The sequence below is a fragment of the Streptomyces sp. R818 genome, from assembly GCF_056172735.1.
In genome coordinates, this window is record NZ_JAOCNE010000003.1 from 1,376,136 (window position 1) to 1,400,398 (window position 24,263).

Here is a 24,263-nt window from a genome sequence, read left to right on the forward strand (position 1 = left end):
TGAGCAGTTCGGGCAAAGACGCCTCAGGCGACACGAACAGAGTGACAGACTGACCACGCCCATAAGCACCGAGTTACCGAAGTGGGCCGCCATGAGTGAGAACAGTGCTATGCGTGTGCATCAAAGCGGGGCCGGGAGCGTCGGGAGCGTCGGCACCGACGTCATTCGCCCGCCCGACCTCCGGCCGCTCCTCGCCGCTCTGTCGGCCGCCCGCGACGGGAACTTCACCCGCCTCCCCGACACGGGGGAGGGCATGGTCGGTGAGCTGGGCGCCGTCTTCAACCAGCTCATAGACCGCAGTGTGCATTACAACGCGGAGCTGACGCGGGTGCGCCGCGAGATCGTCCGGCACGGCCGGCTCGACGAGCGCCTGGAGGCGAGCCCGGGGCAGGGCGCGTGGGCGACGCGGATCGCCGACGTCAACACCATCATCGGCGCCCTGGTCGCGCCCACCGCCAATGCCACGCGCGTGCTCGACGCGGTGGCGGGCGGTGATCTGACGCAGCGTGTCGACCTGCACGACGGGAACCGTCAACTCCGCGGCGACTTACGGCGGTTGGGCCGTGCCGTGAACAAGATGGTGGACCAGCTCTCCCTCTTCACGGGCGAGGTGACCCGGGTGGCGCGGGAGGTCGGCACCGAGGGCCGGCTCGGCGGCCGGGCCAAGGCGCAGGGCCTCTCGGGCAGCTGGCGGGACGTGACCGAGGCGGTCAACACGATGGCGTCCCGGCTGACGGCGCAGGTCCGGGACATCGCCCTGGTGACGACGGCGGTGGCGCGGGGCGATCTGACCCGTACGGTGACGATCGAGGCGACGGGCGAGCTGCTCGAACTGAAGCTGACCGTCAACACGATGGTCGACCAGCTCTCCGCGTTCGCCGACGAGGTGACCCGCGTGGCCCGCGAGGTCGGCACCGAGGGCCAGCTCGGGGGGCGCGCGCAGGTGCGCGGCGTGTCGGGTGTCTGGAAGGACCTCACCGACAACGTCAACTTCATGGCATCGAATCTCACCTCTCAGGTGCGCAACATCGCGCAGGTGACCACAGCCGTGGCCAACGGTGACCTGAGCCAGAAGATCATGGTCGACGCGCAGGGCGAGATTCTCGAACTGAAGTCGACGATCAACACGATGGTCGACCAGCTCTCCGCCTTCGCCGACGAGGTCACCCGCGTGGCCCGCGAGGTCGGCACCGAAGGCCAGCTCGGGGGCCGCGCCCAGGTGCGCGGCGTGTCGGGCGTCTGGAAGGACCTCACCGACAACGTCAACTTCATGGCCGACAACCTGACCTCGCAGGTCAGGAATATCGCGCTCGTCTCGACGGCGGTGGCGCAGGGCGACCTCGGCAAGAAGATCACGGTCGAGGCGAAGGGTGAGATCCTCGAACTGAAGTCGACGATCAACACGATGGTCGACCAGCTCTCCGCCTTCGCCGACGAGGTCACCCGCGTGGCCCGCGAGGTCGGCACCGAGGGGAACCTCGGCGGTCAGGCGCAGGTCCGCGGGGTTTCCGGGGTCTGGAAGGACCTCACGGACAACGTCAACTTCATGGCGTCGAACCTCACCTCCCAGGTCCGCAACATCGCCCAGGTCACGACGGCGGTCGCGCAGGGCGACCTGTCGAAGAAGATCTCCGTCGACGCGCGCGGCGAGATCCTGGAGCTGAAGGACACCGTCAACACGATGGTGGAGCAGTTGCGCGGCTTCGCCGACGAGGTCACCCGCGTGGCCCGCGAGGTCGGCACGGACGGCCGGCTCGGCGGCCGCGCGACGGTGCACGGCGTCTCGGGCGTGTGGAAGGACCTGACGGACAACGTCAACTACATGGCGGACAACCTGACCTCTCAGGTCCGCAACATCGCCCAGGTCGCCACCGCCGTCGCCCAGGGCGACCTCTCCAAGAAGATCGACGTCGACGCGCGCGGCGAGATCCTGGAACTCAAGACGACCATCAACACGATGGTCGACACCCTGTCGTCGTTCTCCTCCGAGGTCACGCGCGTGGCCCGCGAGGTCGGCTCCGAGGGCCAGCTCGGCGGTCAGGCCCGGGTCGAGGGCGTCTACGGCACGTGGAAGCGCCTGACGACGAACGTGAACGAGCTGGCGTCGAACCTGACCACGCAGGTCCGCGCCATCGCCGAGGTCGCTTCCGCGGTGACCCAGGGCGACATGTCCCGTTCCATCGCGGTGGAGACGCGCGGCGAGGTCGCCGAGCTGAAGGACAACATCAACCTGATGGTGGCCAACCTGCGCGAGACGACCCGTGCGAAGGACTGGCTGGAGTCGAACCTGGCGCGCCTCGCGGCCCTGATGCAGGGCCACCGGGACCTGATGGAGGTCGCCGACCTGATCCTGCGCGAGCTGACCCCGCTGGTCAACGCGCAGTACGGGGCCTTCTTCCTGGCCGAGCCGGACGAGGGCGACACCCCGATCCGTACGTCGATCCCGACCAAGGGGCTCGCCTACATCGCGGCCTACGCCTCGGCCGCCGCCTCCGTCGTCGACACCGGGGGCATGCCCGTCCACGGTCTCGTACGGCAGGCGGCCCTGGAGAAGAAGCGCATCCTGGTGGAGGAGGCGCCGCCGGACTACATCAAGATCAACAGCGGGCTCGGGGAGGCCGCGCCCGCCTCCGTCGTCATCATCCCGATCCTCTTCGAGGACAAGCTGCTCGGCGTGATCGAGCTGGCGTCGTTCTCCCGCTTCTCCGATGTCCACCTGGCCTTCTTCGACCAGTTCGTGAACACGATCGGCGTCGCGATCAACACCATCATCGCCAACTCCCGCACCGAGTCCCTGCTCGGCGAGTCCCAGCGCCTCGCGACCCAGCTCCAGGAGCGCTCGGACGAACTCCAGCGCCAGCAGGGTGAGTTGCAGCGCTCCAACGCCGAGCTGGAGGAGAAGGCGGCGCTCCTCGCGACCAGCTCGCAGTACAAGTCGGAGTTCCTGGCCAACATGTCGCACGAGTTGCGCACGCCGCTGAACTCGCTGCTCATCCTGGCCCGGCTGCTCTCCGACAACCCCGACGGCCACCTGAACGAGCAGGAGGTGCAGTTCGCGACGACGATCCACCGCTCGGGCTCGGACCTGCTCCAGCTCATCAACGACATCCTCGACCTGTCGAAGATCGAGGCCGGGCGCATGGACGTACGCCCCAAGAAGCTCCCCCTCATCAAGCTCCTCGACTACGTGCACGCCACGTTCCGCCCGATCACCCTGGACCGGGGGCTCGCCTTCGACGTGTCGGTCGGCGAGGACGTGCCGCGCGAGGTCTTCTCCGACGAGCAGCGCATCCAGCAGATCCTGCGCAACCTCCTGTCGAACGCGATCAAGTTCACCGCGAACGGCAAGGTCGAACTGCGGGTCACCCGGGTCAAGGACCCCGAGCACCAGTTCGTGCGCGACAGCGACGACCTGATCGCGTTCGCCGTCTCCGACACCGGCATCGGCATCGCCCGCGACAAGCTCCCCGTCATCTTCGAGGCGTTCCAGCAGGCCGACGGCACCACCAACCGCAAGTACGGCGGCACCGGCCTCGGCCTCTCCATCAGCCGGGAGATCGCCGGGCTGCTCGGCGGGCGCATCGTCGCCGAGAGCGAGCCGGGCAAGGGCTCCACCTTCACCCTGTACGTGCCGGTGGCGCATCCGGGGCACGAGCCGCTGACCGAGGCGCCGCAGGCCAACCCGGCGCCCGTCGTCCCCGCGCAGCAGGACGCGCGGGAGGACGGCTCCCCGGAGTCGTACGCCTTCCACGAACAGCACGAACAGGAGGACAACTGGCCGACGCCGACGAAGCTGGAGCGGTGGAGGACCGGCCTCGCGGGCCAGGTCCTCCCGGGCCGCCGCGTCCTCATCGTCGACGACGACATTCGCAACGTCTTCGCGCTCACCCATGTGCTCGGCCGCGTCGGCATGCCCGTCCTGTACGCGGAGAACGGCCGCGAGGGCATCGAGACCCTGGAGCGCAACCCCGACATCGGGCTCGTCCTGATGGACATCATGATGCCGGAGATGGACGGCTACGAGACGATCTCCGTGATCCGCGGGACCCCGCGCTGGGCCGGGCTGCCCATCGTGGCGCTCACCGCGAAGGCCATGCCCGGCGACCGTGAGAAGTCGATCGCCAAGGGCGCCAACGACTACGTACCCAAGCCGGTGGACGTCGACCAGCTGCTGACCGTCGTCTGCGACCTCCTGGCCCCCGAGGCCGACGACGACACGGACGAACCCACCGCACCGGACGAGCCGGAGAGCGCGGACGAACCCGTCGCCCCGCCGGCGATCGACTGAGGGACCGGCATCATGACCACTGCAGAGCTGACAGAGCCGACGGCGTTCGACGAACGGGCGAGCATCCTGCTCGTCGACGACATGGAGGACAACCTCGTCGCGCTCGAAGCCGTCCTGGGATCGCTCAACGAACCGCTGGTACGGGCCCGGTCGGGCGAGGAGGCGATGAAGGCGATCCTCCGCCGCCGCTTCGCCGTCATCCTGCTCGACATCCGGATGCCGGGCATGGACGGCTTCGAGACGGCGACGAACATCAAGCGCCTGGACCAGACGAAGAACGTGCCGATCATCTTCCTCACCGGCACCGACTCCGACGACACCGGATACGCCTTCCGCGGCTACGCGACGGGCGCCGCCGACTACCTCACCAAGCCCTTCGACCCCTGGGTACTGCGCGCGAAGGTCACCGTCTTCCTCGACCTGCACCGCAAGAACCAGCAGCTGGAGCGGCTCCTCGCCCGTGAACAGCAGCAGTTCGACGCGCTGGCGGCCCGGATGACGTCGATCGAGCGCCAGCTGTCCCAGGCGGCCGACCCGGACGTACGGGAGCTGCGCCACCATCTGGAGCGGATGGAGGAGACGATGCGGACGATGAGGCGCCCCTGAGCCGTCGGCCCCGGGGCGCCCCGTGCGTGCCGTCAGCCCTCGCGGGACCCGGCGTACATCTCGTCGAGCAGCTCCTTGTACTCGCGCTCCACGACGGGACGCTTCAGCTTGAGGCTCGGCGTCAGCTCGCCGTGCTCGATGTCCAGGTCGCGCGGGAGCAGCTTGAACTTCTTGATGGTCTGCCAGCGCTGGAGGCCCTCGTTCAGCTCGCGGACGTAGCCCTCGATGAGCTTGACCGTCGCGGGGTCGGCGACGACCTCCGCGTAGGACTTGCCGCCGAGCCCGTTCTCCTTGGCCCACTCCAGGACGGCGACCTCGTCGAGGGCGATGAGCGCCGTGCAGAAGTTCCGGTTCGCGCCGTGCACCAGGATGTTCGACACGTACGGGCAGACCGCCTTGAACTGGCCCTCGACCTCGGCCGGGGCGATGTACTTGCCGCCCGACGTCTTGATCAGGTCCTTCTTGCGGTCGGTGATGCGCAGGTAGCCGTCGACGGACAGCTCGCCGATGTCGCCGGTGTGGAACCAGCCGTCGCTCTCCAGGACCTCGGCGGTCTTCTCGGGGAGCTGGTGGTAGCCCTCCATGATGCCGGGGCCGCGCAGCAGGACCTCGCCGTCGTCCGCGATCCGCACCTCGGTGCCGGGCAGCGGCTTGCCGACCGTGCCGGTGCGGTACGCCTCGCCCGGGTTGACGAAGGACGCGGCCGAGGACTCGGTGAGGCCGTAGCCCTCCAGGATGTGGACGCCCGCGCCCGCGAAGAAGTAGCCGATCTCGGGGGCGAGCGCCGCCGAGCCCGAGATACAGGCGCGAAGACGCCCGCCGAACGCCTCGCGCAGCTTGCTGTAGACCAGCGCGTCGGCGACCTTGTGCTTCGAGTTCAGGCCGAAGGGGACGGAGGCGACGCCGGTGCGCCGGAAGTTGTCCTGGCTGACCTTGGCGTACTCGCGGGCGACACCCGCCGCCCACTGGAAGATCTTGAACTTGGCGTTGCCGCCGGCCCGCGCCTTCGCCGCGACACCGTTGTAGACCTTCTCGAAGATGCGCGGCACGGCCGCCATGTAGGTCGGCTGCACGACCGGCAGATTCTCGATGATCTTGTCGACGCGGCCGTCGACCGCCGTCACGTGCCCGACCTCGATCTGGCCGCTGGTCAGCACCTTGCCGAAGACATGCGCGAGCGGCAGCCACAGATACTGCACGTCGTCCGCACTGACCAGGCCCGTCGCGGAGATCGCCTTCGCCATGTACGACCAGTTGTCGTGCGGCAGCCGGACGCCCTTGGGCCGCCCGGTCGTCCCGGACGTGTAGATGAGGGTGGCGAGCTGGTCCTTGCCGATCGCGGCGACGCGCTCCTTGACGACGTCCGGGTTCTTCTCCAGGTACGCCGTGCCGCGCGCCTCAAGGTCCTCCAGGGTGAGCAGCCAGCCGTCGGGGTCGGCGGCGTCGGGCTCGACGCCGGTCGCGTCGATCACGACGACGTGCTGCAGCTCCGGCAGGTCCGCGCGGCGCTCGCGGGCCTTGGCGAGCTGCGCCGCGTCCTCGGCGATCAGCACCTTCGACGCGGAGTCGGACAGGATGAACGCGGACTCCTCCGCGTTGGTCTGCGGGTAGACCGTGGTGGTCGCGGCGCCCGCGCACATGATCCCGAGGTCGGCGAGGATCCACTCGACCCGCGTCGAGGAGGCGAGCGCCACCCGCTCCTCGGCCTGCAGACCCAGCTCGACGAGGCCGGCGGCGATGGCGTAGACCCGCTGCGCGGCCTGCGCCCAGCTCAGCGACTTCCACTCGTCGGGGCCGCTGCCCGCGGCAGCCGGTACGGGATAGCGGTAGGCCTCGGCGTCCGGTGTCGCCGCGACGCGCTCCAGGAAGAGGGACGCCACGGAGGGCGGACGGTTCTCGATCAGGGTCTGTGTGTCGCTCACGACGTCCTCCGGGCCCGCGACTGTGGAGACGCGGCTGTTGAAACGCGGCTTGTTTAACTGGCGAGTAACCATTGAGCAGTGATCAGGGTAAAGGGCGCTCGCCCGGCGCGTAAGGGGCCCCGGCCTTCGACTTTGTCCTGGTTGCCCCCGTGACCCCGCCGCACACAGGGCCCACACAAAGGCGGTGGGCCCGGCACGTGTGTACGCGCCGGGCCCACCATTTGTCGTGCTCCCTGAGCTACTTCTTGCTCTTGCCGCCGCTGTCGTCGCTGGACAGGACCGCGATGAAGGCCTCCTGCGGGACCTCCACGGAGCCGACCATCTTCATCCGCTTCTTGCCCTCCTTCTGCTTCTCGAGCAGCTTCCGCTTACGGGAGATGTCACCGCCGTAGCACTTGGCGAGGACGTCCTTGCGGATGGCGCGGATCGTCTCGCGGGCGATCACCCGGGAGCCGATCGCGGCCTGGATGGGCACCTCGAACGCCTGGCGCGGGATCAGCTCGCGCAGCTTGGCGACGAGCCGGACACCGTACGCGTACGCGGCGTCCTTGTGCGTGATCGCCGAGAAGGCGTCCACCTTGTCACCGTGGAGCAGGATGTCGACCTTGACCAGGCTGGAGGTCTGCTCGCCCGTGGGCTCGTAGTCGAGGGAGGCGTACCCGCGCGTCTTGGACTTCAGCTGGTCGAAGAAGTCGAAGACGATCTCGGCGAGCGGCAGCGTGTAGCGGATCTCGACGCGGTCCTCGGAGAGGTAGTCCATGCCGAGCAGCACACCGCGCCGGGTCTGGCACAGCTCCATGATCGAGCCGATGAACTCGGACGGCGCGAGGATGGTGGCCCGCACGACCGGCTCGTAGACCTCGCCGATCTTGCCCTCGGGGAACTCGCTCGGGTTGGTGACGGTGTGCTCGCTGCCGTCCTCCATCACGACCCGGTAGACCACGTTCGGCGCGGTCGCGATCAGGTCGAGCCCGAACTCGCGCTCCAGGCGCTCGCGGATCACGTCCAGGTGCAGCAGGCCGAGGAAGCCGACGCGGAAGCCGAAGCCCAGCGCGGCCGAGGTCTCCGGCTCGTAGACCAGGGCGGCGTCGTTGAGCTGGAGCTTGTCCAGGGCGTCGCGCAGCTCGGGGTAGTCGGACCCGTCGAGCGGATACAGACCGGAGAAGACCATCGGCTTCGGGTCCTTGTACCCGCCGAGGGCGTCGGTCGCGCCCTTGTTCAGGCTGGTGATCGTGTCACCGACCTTGGACTGGCGGACGTCCTTCACGCCGGTGATCAGATAGCCCACCTCGCCGACGCCGAGGCCGTCGGCCGGGGTCATCTCGGGCGAGGAGACACCGATCTCGAGGAGCTCGTGCGTGGCGCCGGTGGACATCATCCGGATGCGCTCACGCTTGTTGAGCTGGCCGTCGACGACACGGATGTAGGTGACGACACCGCGGTACGAGTCGTAGACCGAGTCGAAGATCATCGCGCGGGCGGGGGCGTCGGCGACGCCGACCGGCGCGGGGATCTCGGCGACGACCCGGTCCAGCAGCGCCTCGACGCCCATACCGGTCTTCGCGGAGACCTTCAGCACGTCGTCCGGGTCGCAGCCGATGAGGTTCGCCAGCTCCTCGGAGAACTTCTCGGGCTGCGCGGCCGGCAGGTCGATCTTGTTGAGAACCGGGATGATCTTGAGGTCGTTCTCCATCGCCAGGTAGAGGTTGGCGAGGGTCTGGGCCTCGATGCCCTGGGCGGCGTCGACGAGCAGGATCGTGCCCTCGCACGCGGCGAGCGAGCGCGAGACCTCGTACGTGAAGTCCACGTGCCCCGGGGTGTCGATCATGTTGAGGATGTGGGTACTGCCCTGGTTCGGGCCCTCGGTGGGGGCCCAGGGCAGCCGCACCGCCTGGGACTTGATCGTGATGCCGCGCTCGCGCTCGATGTCCATCCGGTCGAGGTACTGAGCACGCATCTGCCGCTGTTCGACCACTCCGGTCAGCTGGAGCATCCGGTCGGCGAGCGTGGACTTGCCGTGGTCGATGTGCGCGATGATGCAGAAGTTGCGGAGCAGCGCCGGGTCGGTACGGCTCGGCTCGGGCACATTGTTAGGGATCGCGGGCACGCAGGGTCCTGTCTCTTGAGGCGCCTTATGCCTCGGGTCGGATCGATACGTAGCTTCCATGGTCCCACGGACGGGGTACCGGTACCGGTCTGGGCCGGGGGGAGGGTGTGCGCCGGGGCCGGTTCGGGCCGGTGAACGGTGTGCGCCGGGACCGGTTTGGGCCGGTGGGACCGGGGCTGATACCGTGGGCAGCTGTGTCTCTTGCCCTCTAAGCCCGAGGCACACACTCAGTGAAAATCATCGGTACGGGACCCTCACCGGCCCCGTGCCAGAACCTGCAAAGGCTCATTTCGTGGCGAACATCAAGTCCCAGATCAAGCGGATCAAGACCAACGAGAAGGCGCGCCTGCGCAACAAGGCCGTCAAGTCTTCCCTGAAGACCGCGATCCGCAAGGCCCGCGAGGCCGCTGCCGCGGGTGACGTCGAGAAGGCCACCGAGTACCAGCGTGCTGCCGCGCGCCAGCTCGACAAGGCCGTCTCGAAGGGTGTCATCCACAAGAACCAGGCCGCCAACAAGAAGTCGGCGCTTGCTTCGAAGGTCGCCGGCCTCAAGGGCTGAACCTCTGTCTTGACCTGACGCCGGAAGGACCCGGGCGGGCCCTCTCTCATCCGCCCCCGACCGGCACCCCGAACCCACACGCGACTGCGTTCGCCACGCGGGTGTGGGTTCATCTTTCTGCTTGACCGGGACCCCGTCTTGATGCGGCTGTTGCTGCGCAGGGCGGGGTCTTGTCTTGTTTACCAGCCCGTCCGGCACTTGAGGACGAGGCCGAAGGCCGAAAGGGGGGTCTGGGGGCGCAGCCCCCAGGGACGGGACGGGAAGGGGCGGAGGGGGCGACCTCACTCCCGGGCCGCGACGGACCGCCCCGGGGCCCGATCAGCCCCGCCCACGAGACCGCGCGGCCCGCGCGATCGTGACGACCGCCTTCTCGAGCGCGTACTCGGGATCGTCACCCCCGCCCTTGACCCCGGCATCCGCCTCGGCCACGGCCCGCAGAGCGACAGAAACCCCGTCCGGCGTCCACCCGCGCATCTGCTGCCGAACCCGGTCGATCTTCCACGGCGGCATCCCCAGCTCCCGCGCCAGATCCGCCGGCCGCCCCCCACGCGCGGAGGACAGCTTCCCGATGGCCCGCACCCCCTGCGCGAGCGCGCTGGTGATCAGCACGGGTGCGACCCCGGTCGACAACGACCACCGCAACGCCTCCAGCGCCTCCGCGGCCCGCCCCTCCACGGCCCGGTCGGCCACGGTGAAGCTGGACGCCTCGGCCCGCCCCGTGTAGTACCGCCCGACGACGGCCTCGTCGATCGTCCCCTCAATATCGGCGGCGAGCTGGGTCACGGCCGACGCCAGTTCCCGCAGATCACTGCCGATGGCGTCGACGAGCGCCTGGCACGCCTCGGGCGTCGCGGACCGCCCGAGCGTCCGGAACTCCCCGCGCACGAAGGCGAGCCGGTCCGCCGGCTTCGTCATCTTCGGGCAGGCGACCTCCCGCGCCCCGGCCTTGCGCGCGGCGTCCAGCAGCCCCTTGCCCTTGGCGCCCCCGGCGTGCAGCAGCACGAGGGTGATCTCCTCGACGGGCGAGCCGAGGTACGCCTTGACGTCCTTGACGGTGTCCGCCGACAGATCCTGCGCATTGCGTACGACGACGACCTTGCGCTCGGCGAACAACGACGGGCTCGTCAGCTCGGCCAGCGTGCCGGGCTGCAACTGGTCCGGGCTGAGATCCCGCACATCGGTGTCCGCGTCAGCGGCCCGCGCCGCCACCACGACCTCCCGCACAGCGCGGTCGAGCAGAAGGTCCTCCTGGCCCACCGCTACGGTGACGGGGGCGAGAGGATCATCGTTTGCAGTCTTCCTGGCCATCGCGCACAAGCATCCCACGGGGCACTGACATCACGCCGGGGGTCGGTGCGGGGGCCAGCCGGCGCGGGGGCCCGGTCGGCGCGGGGGGGTTCCGGTCGGCGCGGGTGCCCGGCCGACGCGGGGGCCTACTGCTCCTCGCGCCAGCCGTCCCAACCCGCCGCGAACTCGTCCAGCTCCCCCGGATCGAGCCGCCCCTGCGGGTCCTCGACAACCACCAGCCACTGCGCGTCCTCGGCATCGTCCTCACCGGCCAACGCGTCCCGTACGAGCTGGGGCTCCTCGGCCACGCCGAACCGCTCCCCCAGTTCCTCGGCGACCTCCTCCGCCGCGTCGCGGTCGGGCAGCACCAGTACGTGTCTCACATCGCTCACGCCACCATTTTCCGGCACGCGCCGAGCGCCGCCGTACTTGGCCCGCTCCGCCTCAGCCCTTGGGTCCGCCGCAGCGCTTGGGCCCGCCTCAGCCCTTGGGCACGATCTGCACGTCGAGGTCGATCCTGACGCTGGAGCCGACGACCGCGATACCCCGCGCGAGCATGGTCTGCCAGCTGACGGTGAAGTCGTCGCGGTGCAGCTCCGCCGTGGCGCGGCAGGCGGCGCGGGTCTCGCCCTCCATGCCGTTGCCGAGCCCCAGGTACTCCGCGTCGAGCGTGACCGTGCGCGTGACGCCGTGCAGCGACAGCGCCCCGGTGACGGCCCAGCGGCTGCCGCCCTTGTGCGTGAAGCGGTCGCCGTAGAACTCAAGGGTCGGGAACCGGTCCACGTCGAGGAAGTCCGCCGACCTCAGGTGGTCGTCGCGCATCTTCACGTTCGTGTCGATGGACGAGGCGTCGATCACCACGTGCATCGCCGACTCCTCGATCCGGTCGGCCACCCGCAACGCCCCCGCGAAGCTGTTGAACCTGCCGTGGATCCGCGCGAGCCCGATGTGCCGCGCCGTGAACGCGATCGAGGAATGCGTCGGCTCGATCTCCCAGTCCCCCGGCTCGGGCAGCTGCGGCGGCGGGGTGACCTGCAACGTGACGTCCCCAAGCGAGGCGTGCCCGCTCGCGGCGACCGTGACACTGCCGCGGTACGGGGCGTACCCCTCCGCCGAGACGGCCAGCCGGTACTCCCCCGCGGGCACGGTTGTCATGAACGAGCCGAACGGATCGGTCCCCCCGCTCACCACCTTGCGCCCCATCGCATCGCTCACCGCGAACTCGGCCTCCCGCACCGGCTCGCTGACCGGGTCGAGGACACGGCCGCTCAGCACCCCCGCGCTGGGCGGCACCGCCACCGCCGCCAGAGGACTCGTCCGTTGAGCCCGGTTCGTACGGTTTCCCAGCAAGCGGCCGAACATGACCTACCCCACCCCAGTGCGCCTCGCCAACGATCATCATCCCGATCGTTGCTGTTTGAACGAAAGGATATTCGATCACCGATGCGCCTTTTCAGGCAACATGGGCCTTTCTTCTGGGTCGGCGCTTCATGCGGCCGGCGCTTCATGCGGCCGGCGCTTCATGCGGTCAGCACCTCATGCAGGTCAGCACTTCATACTGGTCTGCGCTTCATATGGGCCACCCCCAGCCCGGGCCCGCCCGAACCACCGGCTGCCCGGGCGCCGCCCACCACCGCAACCGCCCCGTCCCGGTCCGTGCGGAGCACCTCCGCACCGCCCTGCCGCAGCGCCTCCATCGTGCGCGGTGCCGGATGCCCGTACGGGTTGTCGGCCCCGACCGAGACGAGCGCGAGCCGGGGAGCGGCCCTGCGCAACAACTCCGGATCTTGGAACGCCGAGCCATGATGGGCGACCTTGAGCACGTCGACCGGCGGCAGCCTCGCCCCCTCGGCGGTTCTGAGCAGGGCGCGCTGCGCGGGCGGTTCGAGGTCGCCGAGCAGCAACAGGGTCAGCCCCGCGGTGCGCACGAGCAGCGTGACGCTCGCGTCGTTCGGCCCGTCCGGCGCGGGGACCGGCCGCGACGGCGGCCACAGCACCTCCCAGCCCAGCGGCCCGGCCCGCCGCCGCTCCCCCGCCGCCGCCCGCACCACCGGCACCCCGCGCCGCGCGGCGAGCCGCCGCACGAACGCCACCTGGTCCACCGGCTCCTGGAACCCCGTCGTCTCGATCACCCCGACGGACCGTCCCCGCAACACCCCGGACAGGCCCGCCACATGGTCCGCGTGGAAGTGCGTGAACAACAGCAGCGGCACCTTGGTGACGCCGAGCGACCGCAGGCACCGGTCCACCGCTACCGGATCGGGCCCCGCGTCCACCACCACGCCCGCCCCGGCGCCCGCCGCGAGCACCAGCGCGTCACCCTGCCCCACATCACACATGACCATGCGCCAGTCGGGCGGGGGCCACCCCGTGATGACCCGGGTCAGCGGGGGCGGCTGCACCACGACCAGGAGCAGCATCAGCACGCAACCCGCCACCAACCAGGGCGACTTCAACACCCTGCGCCCCACAAGGACGGCCACGAGCGTGACAACTGCGAGCAGCAGCCCACCGCGCCATCCGCCAGGCCAGTCCACCCCGTTGCCCGGCAGCGAGGCCCCCGTCCGCGCGATGCCCGCGATCCACCCCGCGGGCCAGCCGGCGCACCAGGCGAGGAGCTCGGCGACCGGCATCGCCACCGGCGCCGTCGCCAGGGCGGCGAAGCCGAGCACCGTCGCCGGTGCCACGGCGAACTCCGCCAGCAGGTTGCACGGCACCGCCACCAGACTCACCCGCGCCGCCAGGACGGCGACGACCGGCGCGCACACCGCCTGCGCCGCCGCGGCCGCGCCCAGCGCCTCGGCGAGCCGCGCCGGAACCCCGCGACGCCGCAGCCCCGCGCCCCACCTCGGCGCCAGTGTCAGGAGCGCCCCGGTGGCGAGCACCGACAGCAGGAACCCGTAACTCCGCGCCAGCCACGGGTCGTAGAGGACCAGCAGCAGCACCGCCGTGGCCAGCGCGGGGATCAGCGATCTACGGCGCCCCGTCGCGATGGCGAGCAACGCGATCGCCCCGCACGCCGCCGCCCGCAGCACGCTCGGCTCCGGCCGGCACACCACCACGAACCCGAGCGTGAGCGCCCCGCCCAGCAGTGCCGTCACCCGCAGCGACAGACCGACCCGCGGCGCGAGGCCCCGCCGCTCCACGAGGTGAGCAGTGCCAGGCGGCCCGATCAGCAAGGCGAGCAAGATCGTGAAGTTGGCTCCACTGACAGCAAGCAGGTGCAGCATGTCCGTCGCCTCGAACGCGGCGTGCAACTCCGGCGTGACGCGCGCCGTGTCGCCGACTACAAGGCCGGGCAGCAACGCCCGCGCGTCCTCGGGCAGCCCGGCCGTCGCCTCGCGCAACCCTGCGCGCAAGGTCGCGGCCAGCCGCTGCGGACCGCTCGCCCCTGCCACGATCCGCGGCGCCCCCGGCCCCGCCCGCTGCCGGACCCGCAGCACCGCCGCGATGCGGTCCCCGCCCTTGAACGGCGGCGCGAGCGCGCCCTCGACCCGGAACCGCGTACTGGGCAACAGGGACAGCCACGCGCTGCCGCGCCCCTCGACGACGACCAGAACAGGCGCCCGGGTCCGCACCACGGTCTCGCCGGTCATCGCCTCACCGGCCACGTCCGCACCGGCCGCAGCCACCCGTACGAGATCCGCCTCGATCAGCACCGCGGTCGGTGCCGCATGGTCCCCCGTGACCCGGGGCCGGCTCACCCGCGGGTCGGCGGTCACCTCCAGCTCGGCGTCCACCCGCGCATAGCGGTCGGCCAGCTCCGGCACGGGCCCGCGTCGCAGTTCGGCCCCATGCAGCCCCGCGGAGACCGCGGCCGCGCCGACGCAGAGCAGCAGCACCGCCGCGGACGGCCTCCGCCAAGAGCGGGACCCCGCATGACCTGCCCCACGGCGCAGCAGCACCAGCAGCGCCATCCCCGCGGCCCCGCACGTCACCGCCAGCGCCGCGACCCAGTCGCCCGGAACGGTCAGTGTCACCGCCGCTGTCAGCCACACCGTCAGCGCGGGCGGCACCAACCGCAGGTCCAGGGGTTCGGCCTGCTGCGGGTCCGGTGCCGGGGTCACGGCCGGACCAGGTCGTGCAGATCCTCGAAGCGGCGGTCGCCGATCCCGTTCACCTCGCGCAGTTCCTCGACGGAGCGGAAACCCCCGTGCTCCGTGCGGTAGTCGAGGATGTGCTGGGCCAGAACGGGGCCGACGCCCGGCAGCGTGTCCAGCTGCTCCAGCGTGGCGGTGTTGAGCCCGATCGGTCCCGCGGGCGCCGCCCCCGCCACGCCTCCCGCAGCCGCTGCACCCGCACCTGCACCCGCACCCGCCGGCCCGCTCGGCACACCCGCGACCGGGGCCGCCGGTGCGCCCACGAGGACCTGCTCCCCGTCCGTCAGGAGCCGCGCCCTGTTCAGCCCCGAAGTGTCCGCGCCCGGGCGGACCCCGCCCGCCGCCCGCAGCGCGTCCGCCACCCGGGCCCGGCCGGCAACCGCCGTACCCCCGGCCTGCGCACCTTGCCGCCGACGTCCACGACGATCGCGGCGGCCCCGCTCGACGCCGCCGGGCCAGGCCCCGCCGGAACATCAGCGGGCTCCTCACCGACCGGGGACGGCACCGCCGCGCGGACCGTCTCCGGTGCCCGTACCGACTGCGTACGCCCCGCCCAGAAGTGCTGCACCGCGAAGAGCGCCACCACGCCGAGGACGACGGCCAGGGCCAGCGCGCCCCGCCGCTCGATCCCGCACCGCGTCTGCACCCACAGCGGCAGCCGGTCCCGCACAGCTGGGGCCATCCGCTCCCGCCAGGACCGAGCCCGCTCGCCATCGGCCCCGACCTCCGAGGCGGACGGCGGCGGAAGCGCGGGCGGAGGTTCCGGCTCGGGCGCGGGCCGCGGCTCATACAGCCGGGGCGGCGCGAACAACGCCTCCGCCCGCGACCGCGTCCGCTCCGCCGCGAGCCGCCTGCGACGAGTGCGCCGCCGCACGCCGTGCTGGTGCCGGGTCCGGCCGTCGGACGCGGGGCCGCGGCCCGGCCCGCTGGATACGTGTGCTGTCCGTGACAGTGCTCGAAGTGCCATGCCACGAGACGGTAGGCATCCCGCGCCAGATCAGTGGATCTTGGTCAATTTCCGGGGACAACCCCGCAATTGTGGAAAACCCCATCACCCTCACCCACCACTCACCCACACCCCTCACATCCGGGGCCCGCCCTACCCCCGGGGCGACACCACAGCCCCCACCAACCCGGGCCCGGTATGCGCCCCGATCACCGCCCCCACCTCGCTGACATGCAGCTCACCGAGGCCGGGCACATGCTCGCGCAGCCAGCCGGACAGCGCCTCCGCCCGCTCCGGCGCCGCGAGGTGATGCACGGCGATGTCGACCTGCCCGCTGCCCGCCCGCTCGGCGACGACCTCCCGCAGCCGCGCGATCGCCTTCGACGCGGTGCGGACCTTCTCCATGAGTTCGATGCGGCCACCGTCGAGCTGGAGCAGCGGCTTGACGGCGAACGCGGAGCCGAGCAGCGCCTGCGCCGCCCCGATCCGCCCGCCGCGGCGCAGATAGTCCAGCGTGTCGACGTAGAAGTAGGCGGCGGTGCCCGCGGCCCGCTTCTCCGCCGCGGTCACCGCCTCGTCGACGGTGCCGCCCGCGTCGGCCGTCTCCGCCGCCGCGAGCGCGCAGAAGCCGAGGGCCATGGCCACCATCCCGGTGTCCACGACGCGCACGGGGACCGGCGCCTCCTTCGCGGCCAGGACCGCCGCGTCGTACGTCCCGGAGAACTCGGCGGACAGATGCAGCGAGACGATGCCGGTGGCGCCGGACTCGGCGGCCTTGCGGTACGCCTCTGCGAACTGCTCGGGGCTGGGCCTCGACGTCGTCACCGAGCGGCGCTTGCGCAGCGCCTCCGCGACTGAGCGGGCGGAGATCTCCGTGCCCTCCTCGAGCGCCCGATCGCCCAGGACCACGGTCAGCGGCACCGCGGTGATGCCGTGGTCCTCCATCGTCCGCTGCGGCAGGTAGGCCGTTGAATCGGTGACGATCGTGACATGGCGGGACATGCACCGGAGGTTACCCGCCGGGGCCGCCCCGCGGCAGTCCGGCCCCCGCCGCCCGCCTCAGACCGGCGAGGTCAAGTCGTGCTCTCGGGACGGGGATTCTTCTGCCACGGATAAGTGGGTCGCACACCTGGCGGCGTGATCGAGGGCCGCACGGGCTCCTGAACCGGTGGAGCGGGCTCGGAAGCAGACGACGATGGAGCCGACGCCGGTGAAGCCGGTGGAGCCGACGCCGGTGAAGCAGACGACGACGGGGTGTCCTCCGCCGAGGTCCAGTGCCGCAACGCCCCCGCCTCCACGTCGATCTGCGCGCGCAGTGCGCCCAGGTCGTCCTCGGCGAAACGGCCGGCCCGCTCCCGTGCCGCGTGCCGCAGTGCGTCGGCGGACGCCGTGATCTGCTCCGTCCGCGCCTTCAGCTCGGGCAGCAGGCGCCGGACGTGCGCCTTGTCGGGCTCGCGCTCAAGGCGCTTGAGCTCGTCGTCCAGCTCGTGTCCGTGCGCGCTCAGGCGGGCGAAGAGGCCGAGGGACTCCTTGAGCGAGGCGTCCTCCCGCACGCGCGCGTGGAGCGAGTCCTGGGTGGCCCGCATGGACGTGCGCAGCTTCAGCCGCAGCTGGGCCAGGTCCGCCGCCGCGCCGGGCGGTGCGAACGTCCGGGCCCGCAGGGTGGTGTCCTCCACCACCCGCCGTGCCTGTTCGACCTTGCGGTCCACGCCGCGTTTGGCGGCGCCGACCGCCTTGACGGTCGCGTACGCGCCCAGGACCAGGGCGGCGATGAAGATCAGCGCCACGATCACCAGCACAGCTTCCACGGCGCTCCTCCGAAATAGCCCGAGTGATTCCAACCGGCTCCGACCGACTCTTCTCCACCGTAAACGGAGCGGGCAGGCCGAGGGTTCCAGCGGAACCCCCAACCTGCCCGTAGGGAACAACCCTGAGCGGAACAGCCCCGCGGCTTACGCGGGCACGATGTTCACCAGCTTCGGCGCCCGCACGATCACCTTGCGGATACCCGCGCCGTCCAGCGCGGCGACGACCTTCTCGTCGGCCAGGGCGACCTTCTCCAGCTCCTCGTCGGAGATCGACGGGGAGACCTCCAGGCGCGCCTTGACCTTGCCCTTGATCTGCACGACGCAGGTCACGGACTCGTCGACGACGTACGCCGGGTCGGCGACCGGGAAGTCCTGGTGGACGACCGAGTCGGTGCGGCCCAGCCTGCGCCACAGCTCCTCGGCGACGTGCGGGGCCAGCGGCGCGACCAGCAGCACCAGGCGCTCGGCGACCGAGCGCGGCAGGGCACTGCCCGCGTAGGTCTTCACCAGGTGGTTGTTCAGCTCGGTGACCTTGGCGATGGCGGTGTTGAAGCGCATGCCCTCCAGGTCGCCCCGGACGCCGTCGATCGCCTTGTGCAGGGCGCGCAGCGTGGCCACGTCGATGTCGGCCTCGGCGACGTCCGCGACGGTGACCTCGCCGGTCGCCTCGTCGACGACATTGCGCCACAGCCGCTGCAGCAGGCGGAACTGGCCCACCACCGCGCGCGTGTCCCACGGCCGCGACACGTCCAGGGGGCCCATCGCCATCTCGTACAGGCGCAGCGTGTCCGCGCCGTACTCGGCGCAGATCTCGTCGGGCGTGACGGCGTTCTTCAGGGACTTGCCCATCTTGCCCAGCAGGCGCGTGACCTTCTGGCCGTCGTAGTAGTAGGCGCCGTCGCGCTCCTCCACCTCGGCGGCCGGTACGGCGATCCCGCGCGCGTCCCGGTAGACGTAGGCCTGGATCATGCCCTGGTTGAACAGCTTGTGGAACGGTTCGGCCGACGAGATGTGGCCCAGGTCGAACAGCACCTTCGACCAGAAACGCGCGTACAGCAGGTGCAGCACGGCGTGCTCGGCACCGCCCACGTACAGGTCGACGCCGCCGGTGGGCATCCCCTCGCGCGGGCCCATCCAGTACTGCTCGACCTCGGGGTCGACCAGCTTCTCGCTGTTGTGCGGGTCCAGGTAGCGCAGCTCGTACCAGCAGGATCCTGCCCAGTTGGGCATGGTGTTGGTCTCGCGGCGGAACTTGCGCGGGCCCTTGCCGTCGCCCAGGTCCAGGGTGACGTGCACCCACTCCTCGTTGCGCGACAGCGGCGTCTCGGGCTGCGTGTCGGCGTCGTCCGGGTCGAACGTACGAGGGCTGTAGTCCTCGACCTCGGGCAGCTCCAGGGGCAGCATCGACTCGGGCAGCGGGTGGGCGACGCCGTCCTCGTCGTAGACGATCGGGAAGGGCTCGCCCCAGTAGCGCTGACGGCTGAACAGCCAGTCGCGCAGCCGGAAGTTGACGGTGCCGTGGCCGATGCCCTCGCGCTCCAGCCACTCGGTCATCCGCGCCTTGGCGTCGGCGACGCCCAGGCCGTCCAGGCTGATGTCGTCGCCCGTCGAGTTGACCAGCTTCGCCTCGTGGGCGACGAACGCGTCGTCCCACGTCGACGGGTCGGTGCCGCGGTCGTCCGACGGCTCGACGACACAGCGCATAGGCAGCTCGAAAGCGCGCGCGAACGCGAAGTCGCGCGCGTCGTGCGCCGGTACGGCCATGATCGCGCCGGTGCCGTAGCCCATCAGGACGTAGTCGGCGATGAAGACCGGGACGTGCTCGCCGCTGACCGGGTTGATCGCGTACGCGCCGGTGAAGACGCCGGTCTTATCCTTGGCCTCGGCCTGGCGCTCGACGTCCGACTTCGAGGCGGCCTGCTTGCGGTAGGCGGCGACGGCCTCGGCCGGGCTCGCGTGCCCGCCCGTCCACACCTCGTGCGTGCCCTCGGGCCAGGCGGCCGGGACGATCCGCTCGACCAGGTCGTGCTCGGGCGCCAGGACCATGTAGGTGGCGCCGAACAGGGTGTCCTGGCGGGTCGAGAAGACGGTGATCGCCTCGGTGCCGTCACCGGCGCCCGTCGGGACCGCGAAGTCGATGCGGGCGCCCTCGGAGCGGCCGATCCAGTTGCGCTGCTGCAGCTTGATCGCCTCGGGCCAGTCCAGGCCGTCCAGGTCGTCGATCAGGCGGTCGGCGTAGGCGGTGATGCGCATGTTCCACTGGCGCAGCTTGGCCTTGAAGACGGGGAAGTTGCCGCGCTCGGAGCGGCCGTCGGCGGTGACCTCCTCGTTGGCCAGGACGGTGCCCAGGCCCGGCGCCCAGTTGACGGGCGCGTCGGAGGCATACGCCAGGCGGTAGCCGCTCAGGACGTCGGCGCGCTCGGCCTCGCTCAGCTCGGCCCAGGCGCGGCCGCCGTCGACGGCGCGCTCACCGGACTCGAACTGCGCGACCAGCTCGGCGATGGGACGGGCCTTCTTCAGCTCGTCGTCGTACCAGGAGTTGAAGATCTGCAGGAAGATCCACTGCGTCCACTTGTAGTACTCCGGGTCGATCGTGGCGAACGACCGGCGCTTGTCGTGGCCCAGACCCAGGCGGCGCAGCTGGGCCTTCATGTTCTCCATGTTGGCCTCGGTCGACGTGCGCGGGTGGGTGCCCGTCTGCACGGCGTACTGCTCGGCGGGCAGGCCGAACGCGTCGAAGCCCAGGGTGTGCAGCACGTTGTGCCCGGTCATGCGCTGGAAGCGGGCGTAGACGTCCGTGGCGATGTAGCCCAGCGGGTGTCCGACGTGCAGGCCCGCGCCCGAGGGGTACGGGAACATGTCCATGATGAACTTCTTGGGGCGGGTGGCCAGCTCGGAGCCGTCGGCCAGGTCCCCGGTCGGGTTGGGCGCCTCGTACGTGCCGTGCGCGTCCCAGAAGTCCTGCCAGCGTGCCTCGATGTCGGCAGCCATGGCCGCCGTGTAGCGGTGCGGCGCGACCGCCGCCTCGGAAGCGGCGGCGGTGTTCGTCTCGCTCATGATCCTCAAAGCTCCATCGATCGTCTCTGCCTGCGGCCCGTGCTCGGAAATGAAAAAGCCCCTCGCACAGGAGGGGACGCCGCGCCGATGCCGACCTCACGCCCAGGGGGCGGGTCGGGACTGATCAGCGCGGCTCACTAAGCAGAAGGCGTACGGCACGCATGGCGTCAGGGTACAGCAGCCCCCGCGCGAGCCGCGACGGGCTTCCATGCGCCCCAGCCATGGCCAATGGTTACTCCGCGTACCGCCCGCTATCGGGGCAACACCCATGCCGGGCCGCCTCAAGATAACGGCGAGATAACTCAAACCTCGTACTGGCCGGTATGCGCCGACCTAGAGTGCGGGCTGTGGGTCCACTGTGCCGATCGTTTCGGAGTCGCCCCCATGTCTCCTCGAACCCCTCACAAGTTGAACTCCCCCCGCCTCGTCGGGAGTTCGCGTCGCTCCGCTCACGACCGCCGCGCGAGAACGGGGGTGGTGAGCGCGGCGGTCCTCCTGCTCATACCCGTGCTCGTGGTCACGGGGAGCGACGCCTTCCGCGCGGCGCTCGACTTCACCACGGGCGTGCTCTCCCTGGTCTCCCTCACGGCGTCCGTCGTCTGGGGCCTGGTCGCCTCCGACCGCCTGTTCCTGACGACCAGGCAACGGCTGCTCGCCCAGGGCGTCCACCGCGCCACCGCGGTCGCCTCCCTCGGCTTCCTGCTGCTGCACGTCAGCGTGAAGCTGGCACTGGCCCACGTCACGCTCGTCGAGGCGCTGATCCCCTTCGGGGCGGGCGTCACCGGCAGCAGCGGGCTCATCGGCCTCGGCGTGCTCGCCGGCCTCCTCATGGTGACCACCGGCGTCACCGGCGCGCTGCGCAGCTCCATGGCCTCCCCCGCCGCCCTCGCCGCCCGCTGGCGCGCGACCCACATGCTCGCCTACCCGGCGTGGTGCCTGGCCCTGCTGCACGGCCTCTTCGCGGGTCGCCCGCCCAAGACGTACGTGGTCGTCCTGTACGGGCTCTGCCTGCTCGGGGTCGCCGGGGCGGTGGCCCTGCGGGCGGCACCCCGGACGGTCAAACGCAAGGTCGCGGCCCGCATCCTCGCCTTCCTGGACCCGGGCTCGCGGGCGCCCGGTGCGACCAGCGGGGTGTTACGTAACACGCCACTCGACCCGCGCGTGCCTGACGAGGTCGTACGTAACACGTACTCCGACCCACGGAGGCCTGACGAGGTCATACGTAACACGTACCCCGACCCGCGCCGGCCCGATGAGGTCATACGTAACACGTACCCCGAGCCTCCGCCCCGCTCCGTACCCCCGCCTCCCCCGCCTTCCTCGGCAGCACCCGCGTCCGCCGGCGTCGGCTTCTCGGCCGCCTACCGTGCCGTCTCCGCGAGCCCCCGCGTCGAGACGCCCACCGCGCCGCCACCCGCAGCCGCGCCCGCGCCCGCTCCAGCACCTGTACCCGCGCCCTCTCCCGCACACCGCTGGCCCGCGCCTTCGCCGCCACCGCCGGCTCCCGCCCCGCAGTCCTCGTACGACCCCCTGTACGAGACGCCGTACGACGGCGTCCCCGCCTACGAGGGCGACGTCACGCACAGCGGCACTTACAGCGGCACGTACAGCGGCGACACCTACGGCGGCGGCGGCTCCTACGCGACCGGCGACGCCTACGAACCCCCCACCGAACCGCTCCCCGGCCCCTTTCAGGCCCCCGCGTCGGGTGAGCCCTGGACCACGCCCTACGGAGGCCCGCAGTGAACACGGCGCTGCCCGATGTGCCCGAGGTCCGCGTCGTCGGACTTCCGCAGCTCACGTCGGGGTTCGATCTCGTGGACCGGCTCGACCTGGACATGCACCTCAAGGTGCACGGCCCGCTGAAGCCCATGGCGGGCGAAGCGCTCGCGCAGCTGGCGCAGGCGGTGTCGCTGCGCGGCAGAGGCGGTGCGGGCTTCCCGTTCCACAAGAAGCTGCGCGCGGTCGCCGAGTCCGCGATCCGGCGCGGCGTGCGTCCGGTCGTCGTCGTCAACGGCAGCGAGGACGAGCCCGCCTGCCGCAAGGACACGGTGCTGCTCAACCGGGCCCCGCACCTGATCCTGGACGGCGCGCTCCTGGTCGCCGAGGCGCTCGGCGCGCGGACGCTCGTCGTGGGCGTGACCCGCGACTCCACGGAGGCCTCCATGCAGGCGGCCCTCGCTGAGCGCGGGCTGACGAACCGGCGGAACGCGCCGCTACGCGCGCGCGTGCAGCGCAACCCCGTCCGCATGGTGACGGGTGAGTCCTCCGCGCTGATCCGCTCCGCGGACGGCGGGCCGCCGATGCCGCCGGGCCGCAAGGTGCGCGCCTCCGACACCGGGGTGGGCGGCGCCCCCACGCTGCTTTCGAACGCGGAGACGTTCGCCCAGCTCGCCGTCGCCGCCCGGACGGGCCCGGAGCGCTACTGCCGCACCGGCCTGCACGACGAGCCCGGCACGGTCCTGCTGACGCTCTCCGGCGCCGTCGCGCGGCCGATGGTCCTGGAGGTGCCCTCCGGCGTCCCCCTGCGCTACGTCCTCCAGCTCGCCGGTGCTCCGCCGCTCCCCCAGGGCGTCCTCACGGGCGGCTACCACGGCAAGTGGCTGGACGGGGTCGGCGCGCAGGACGCCATCGTCTCCCGCGCCTCCCTGGAGGCGAGCGGCGGCGCCCTGGGCGCGGGCGCGATCCTCCCGATCGGCCCGGACACCTGCCCGCTGGGCGAGGCGCTGAAGGTGGCGCAGTGGCTGGCCTCCGAGAGCGCGGGCCAGTGCGGTCCGTGCTACCTGGGGCTGCCGGCCGCCGCGCGCGGCCTGGAGGACGTCCTGAACGGCGGCGGCCCCACCGCCCTGGAGGCGCTGCGCGAGGTCACGCGCGCGGTGAAGCGCCGCGGGGCCTGCAAGCACCCCGACGGGTCGGCGGCGTTCATCGAGTCGACCATCTCCGCGTTCACCGACGACCTCGCGGCGCACGTGCTCGGCACCGGGTGCGGCCGTCCGGTGCGCGGGGTGCTGCCTCTGCACACGGAGGCCCCGGCCGGGGCGGCGCCCAGCGGCAGGCGGCTCGCCGTCGACTGGACGCTGTGCAAGGGGCACGGGCTGTGCGCGGACATCGTCCCTGAGCTGATCCCGCTCGGCCCCGACGGTTTTCCGGCGGTGGCGGACGTGGCGGTCCCGCGCTACTCGGAGGCGAACGCGGTGCGCGCCGTGCGCCGGTGTCCCGCGCTCGCCCTGCGCCTGGAGGAGGACGCGTCGGCGCCGCCCCGGCCCGCGCTCCCGCACGCGCTGCCGCCGGGCCGCAGCCGGGCCCGCAGGTGACCGCACACGGGTGACCTGGGCATACGAAAGCGGGCCATCCGATCGGATGGCCCGCTTTCGCACTGCTTCGCGCTCTTGCGCTTCGAACTCTTGTGGAGCTAAGGAGAATTGAACTCCTGACCTCCTGCATGCCATGCAGGCGCTCTACCAACTGAGCTATAGCCCCTTGCGGTGTTCCGCCCGGTTCCCCTGTCGGTTTCCCCGGCGGCGACGCCAACATTACACGGTCACCCAGGTGCATCACCAAATCGTTTCCTTTCTGACCCGCT

General features: G+C 71.2%; 14 protein-coding genes, 1 tRNA gene and 1 pseudogene. 5 read left to right on the forward strand and 11 right to left on the reverse strand.

Features of this window, described 5'->3' with window-relative positions; translation table 11 throughout:
• Positions 1-109: 109 nt before the first annotated feature.
• The gene (locus N5I75_RS11400) at positions 110-4,288 is read left to right on the forward strand and encodes a HAMP domain-containing protein (protein WP_476676592.1); all 4,179 of its coding nucleotides are present in this window, start codon (positions 110-112) and stop codon (positions 4,286-4,288) included.
• Between the two features lie 12 nt (positions 4,289-4,300).
• Complete coding sequence (locus tag N5I75_RS11405) at positions 4,301-4,894, forward strand: response regulator (RefSeq protein ID WP_476676593.1); 594 nt, start codon at positions 4,301-4,303, stop codon at positions 4,892-4,894.
• A gap of 32 nt (positions 4,895-4,926) precedes the next feature.
• On the opposite strand, the gene N5I75_RS11410 is transcribed toward N5I75_RS11405, so the two are convergent.
• Together N5I75_RS11410 and lepA are read right to left on the reverse strand one after the other, a co-directional pair.
• Positions 4,927-6,816, reverse strand: coding sequence for an AMP-dependent synthetase/ligase (locus N5I75_RS11410; protein ID WP_476676594.1), 1,890 nt, complete (start codon positions 6,814-6,816; stop codon positions 4,927-4,929).
• A gap of 238 nt (positions 6,817-7,054) precedes the next feature.
• Entirely contained in the window at positions 7,055-8,923 is a 1,869-nt protein-coding gene (gene lepA, locus N5I75_RS11415; protein WP_476676595.1) for a translation elongation factor 4, read from the reverse strand.
• Positions 8,924-9,215: 292 nt separating this feature from the next.
• Here lepA and rpsT point away from each other — a divergent pair, with 292 nt between their 5' ends.
• A complete protein-coding gene (rpsT, locus tag N5I75_RS11420) occupies positions 9,216-9,482 on the forward strand; it encodes a 30S ribosomal protein S20 (protein ID WP_394434214.1) in 267 nt (88 codons plus the stop codon).
• 318 nt (positions 9,483-9,800) lie between these two features.
• On the opposite strand, the gene holA is transcribed toward rpsT, so the two are convergent.
• The 8 genes and pseudogenes from holA to leuS form a co-directional block, all read right to left on the reverse strand.
• A complete protein-coding gene (holA, locus tag N5I75_RS11425) occupies positions 9,801-10,790 on the reverse strand; it encodes a DNA polymerase III subunit delta (RefSeq protein WP_476676596.1) in 990 nt (329 codons plus the stop codon).
• A 125-nt stretch (positions 10,791-10,915) separates the two neighbouring features.
• On the reverse strand, positions 10,916-11,161 hold the full coding sequence (locus N5I75_RS11430) for a hypothetical protein (RefSeq protein WP_476676597.1): 246 nt from the start codon (positions 11,159-11,161) through the stop codon (positions 10,916-10,918).
• 88 nt (positions 11,162-11,249) lie between these two features.
• Positions 11,250-12,131, reverse strand: a complete 882-nt coding sequence (locus N5I75_RS11435) for a YceI family protein (RefSeq protein WP_476676598.1) — start codon at positions 12,129-12,131, stop codon at positions 11,250-11,252.
• Between the two features lie 191 nt (positions 12,132-12,322).
• Positions 12,323-14,836, reverse strand: coding sequence for a ComEC/Rec2 family competence protein (locus N5I75_RS11440; RefSeq protein ID WP_476676599.1), 2,514 nt, complete (start codon positions 14,834-14,836; stop codon positions 12,323-12,325).
• Positions 14,833-15,836, reverse strand: a pseudogene (locus tag N5I75_RS11445) (ComEA family DNA-binding protein). Before N5I75_RS11445 ends, N5I75_RS11440 begins: the two are co-directional and overlap by 4 nt.
• A 132-nt stretch (positions 15,837-15,968) precedes the next feature.
• Positions 15,969-16,817 (reverse strand): DegV family protein, encoded by an 849-nt coding sequence (locus N5I75_RS11450; RefSeq protein WP_476676600.1) that lies wholly within the window; start codon positions 16,815-16,817, stop codon positions 15,969-15,971.
• A 71-nt stretch (positions 16,818-16,888) separates the two neighbouring features.
• On the reverse strand, positions 16,889-17,623 hold the full coding sequence (locus N5I75_RS11455; RefSeq protein WP_476676601.1) for a hypothetical protein: 735 nt from the start codon (positions 17,621-17,623) through the stop codon (positions 16,889-16,891).
• A 144-nt stretch (positions 17,624-17,767) separates the two neighbouring features.
• A complete protein-coding gene (gene leuS, locus N5I75_RS11460) occupies positions 17,768-20,680 on the reverse strand; it encodes a leucine--tRNA ligase (protein ID WP_476676602.1) in 2,913 nt (970 codons plus the stop codon).
• A gap of 477 nt (positions 20,681-21,157) precedes the next feature.
• Between leuS and N5I75_RS11465 the strand changes: the two genes are divergently transcribed.
• The gene (locus N5I75_RS11465) at positions 21,158-22,426 is read left to right on the forward strand and encodes a ferric reductase-like transmembrane domain-containing protein (protein ID WP_476676603.1); all 1,269 of its coding nucleotides are present in this window, start codon (positions 21,158-21,160) and stop codon (positions 22,424-22,426) included.
• On the forward strand, positions 22,423-23,994 hold the full coding sequence (locus N5I75_RS11470) for an NADH-ubiquinone oxidoreductase-F iron-sulfur binding region domain-containing protein (protein ID WP_476676604.1): 1,572 nt from the start codon (positions 22,423-22,425) through the stop codon (positions 23,992-23,994). The genes N5I75_RS11465 and N5I75_RS11470 overlap by 4 nt, the downstream gene beginning before the upstream one ends.
• A 93-nt stretch (positions 23,995-24,087) precedes the next feature.
• On the opposite strand, the gene N5I75_RS11475 is transcribed toward N5I75_RS11470, so the two are convergent.
• Positions 24,088-24,160, reverse strand: a tRNA-Ala gene (locus N5I75_RS11475).
• Positions 24,161-24,263 lie beyond the last annotated feature (103 nt).

What these genes read in the sequence shown, in the direction of transcription:
- N5I75_RS11400 (WP_476676592.1), top strand. Translation starts at nt 110, where the DNA reads ATGCGTGTGCATCAAAGCGGGGCCGGGAGCGTCGGGAGCGTCGGCACC.
- N5I75_RS11405 (WP_476676593.1), top strand. Translation starts at nt 4,301, where the DNA reads ATGACCACTGCAGAGCTGACAGAGCCGACGGCGTTCGACGAACGGGCG.
- holA (WP_476676596.1), bottom strand. Translation starts at nt 10,790, where the DNA reads ATGGCCAGGAAGACTGCAAACGATGATCCTCTCGCCCCCGTCACCGTA.
- N5I75_RS11435 (WP_476676598.1), bottom strand. Translation starts at nt 12,131, where the DNA reads ATGTTCGGCCGCTTGCTGGGAAACCGTACGAACCGGGCTCAACGGACG.
- N5I75_RS11450 (WP_476676600.1), bottom strand. Translation starts at nt 16,817, where the DNA reads ATGTCCCGCCATGTCACGATCGTCACCGATTCAACGGCCTACCTGCCG.
- leuS (WP_476676602.1), bottom strand. Translation starts at nt 20,680, where the DNA reads ATGAGCGAGACGAACACCGCCGCCGCTTCCGAGGCGGCGGTCGCGCCG.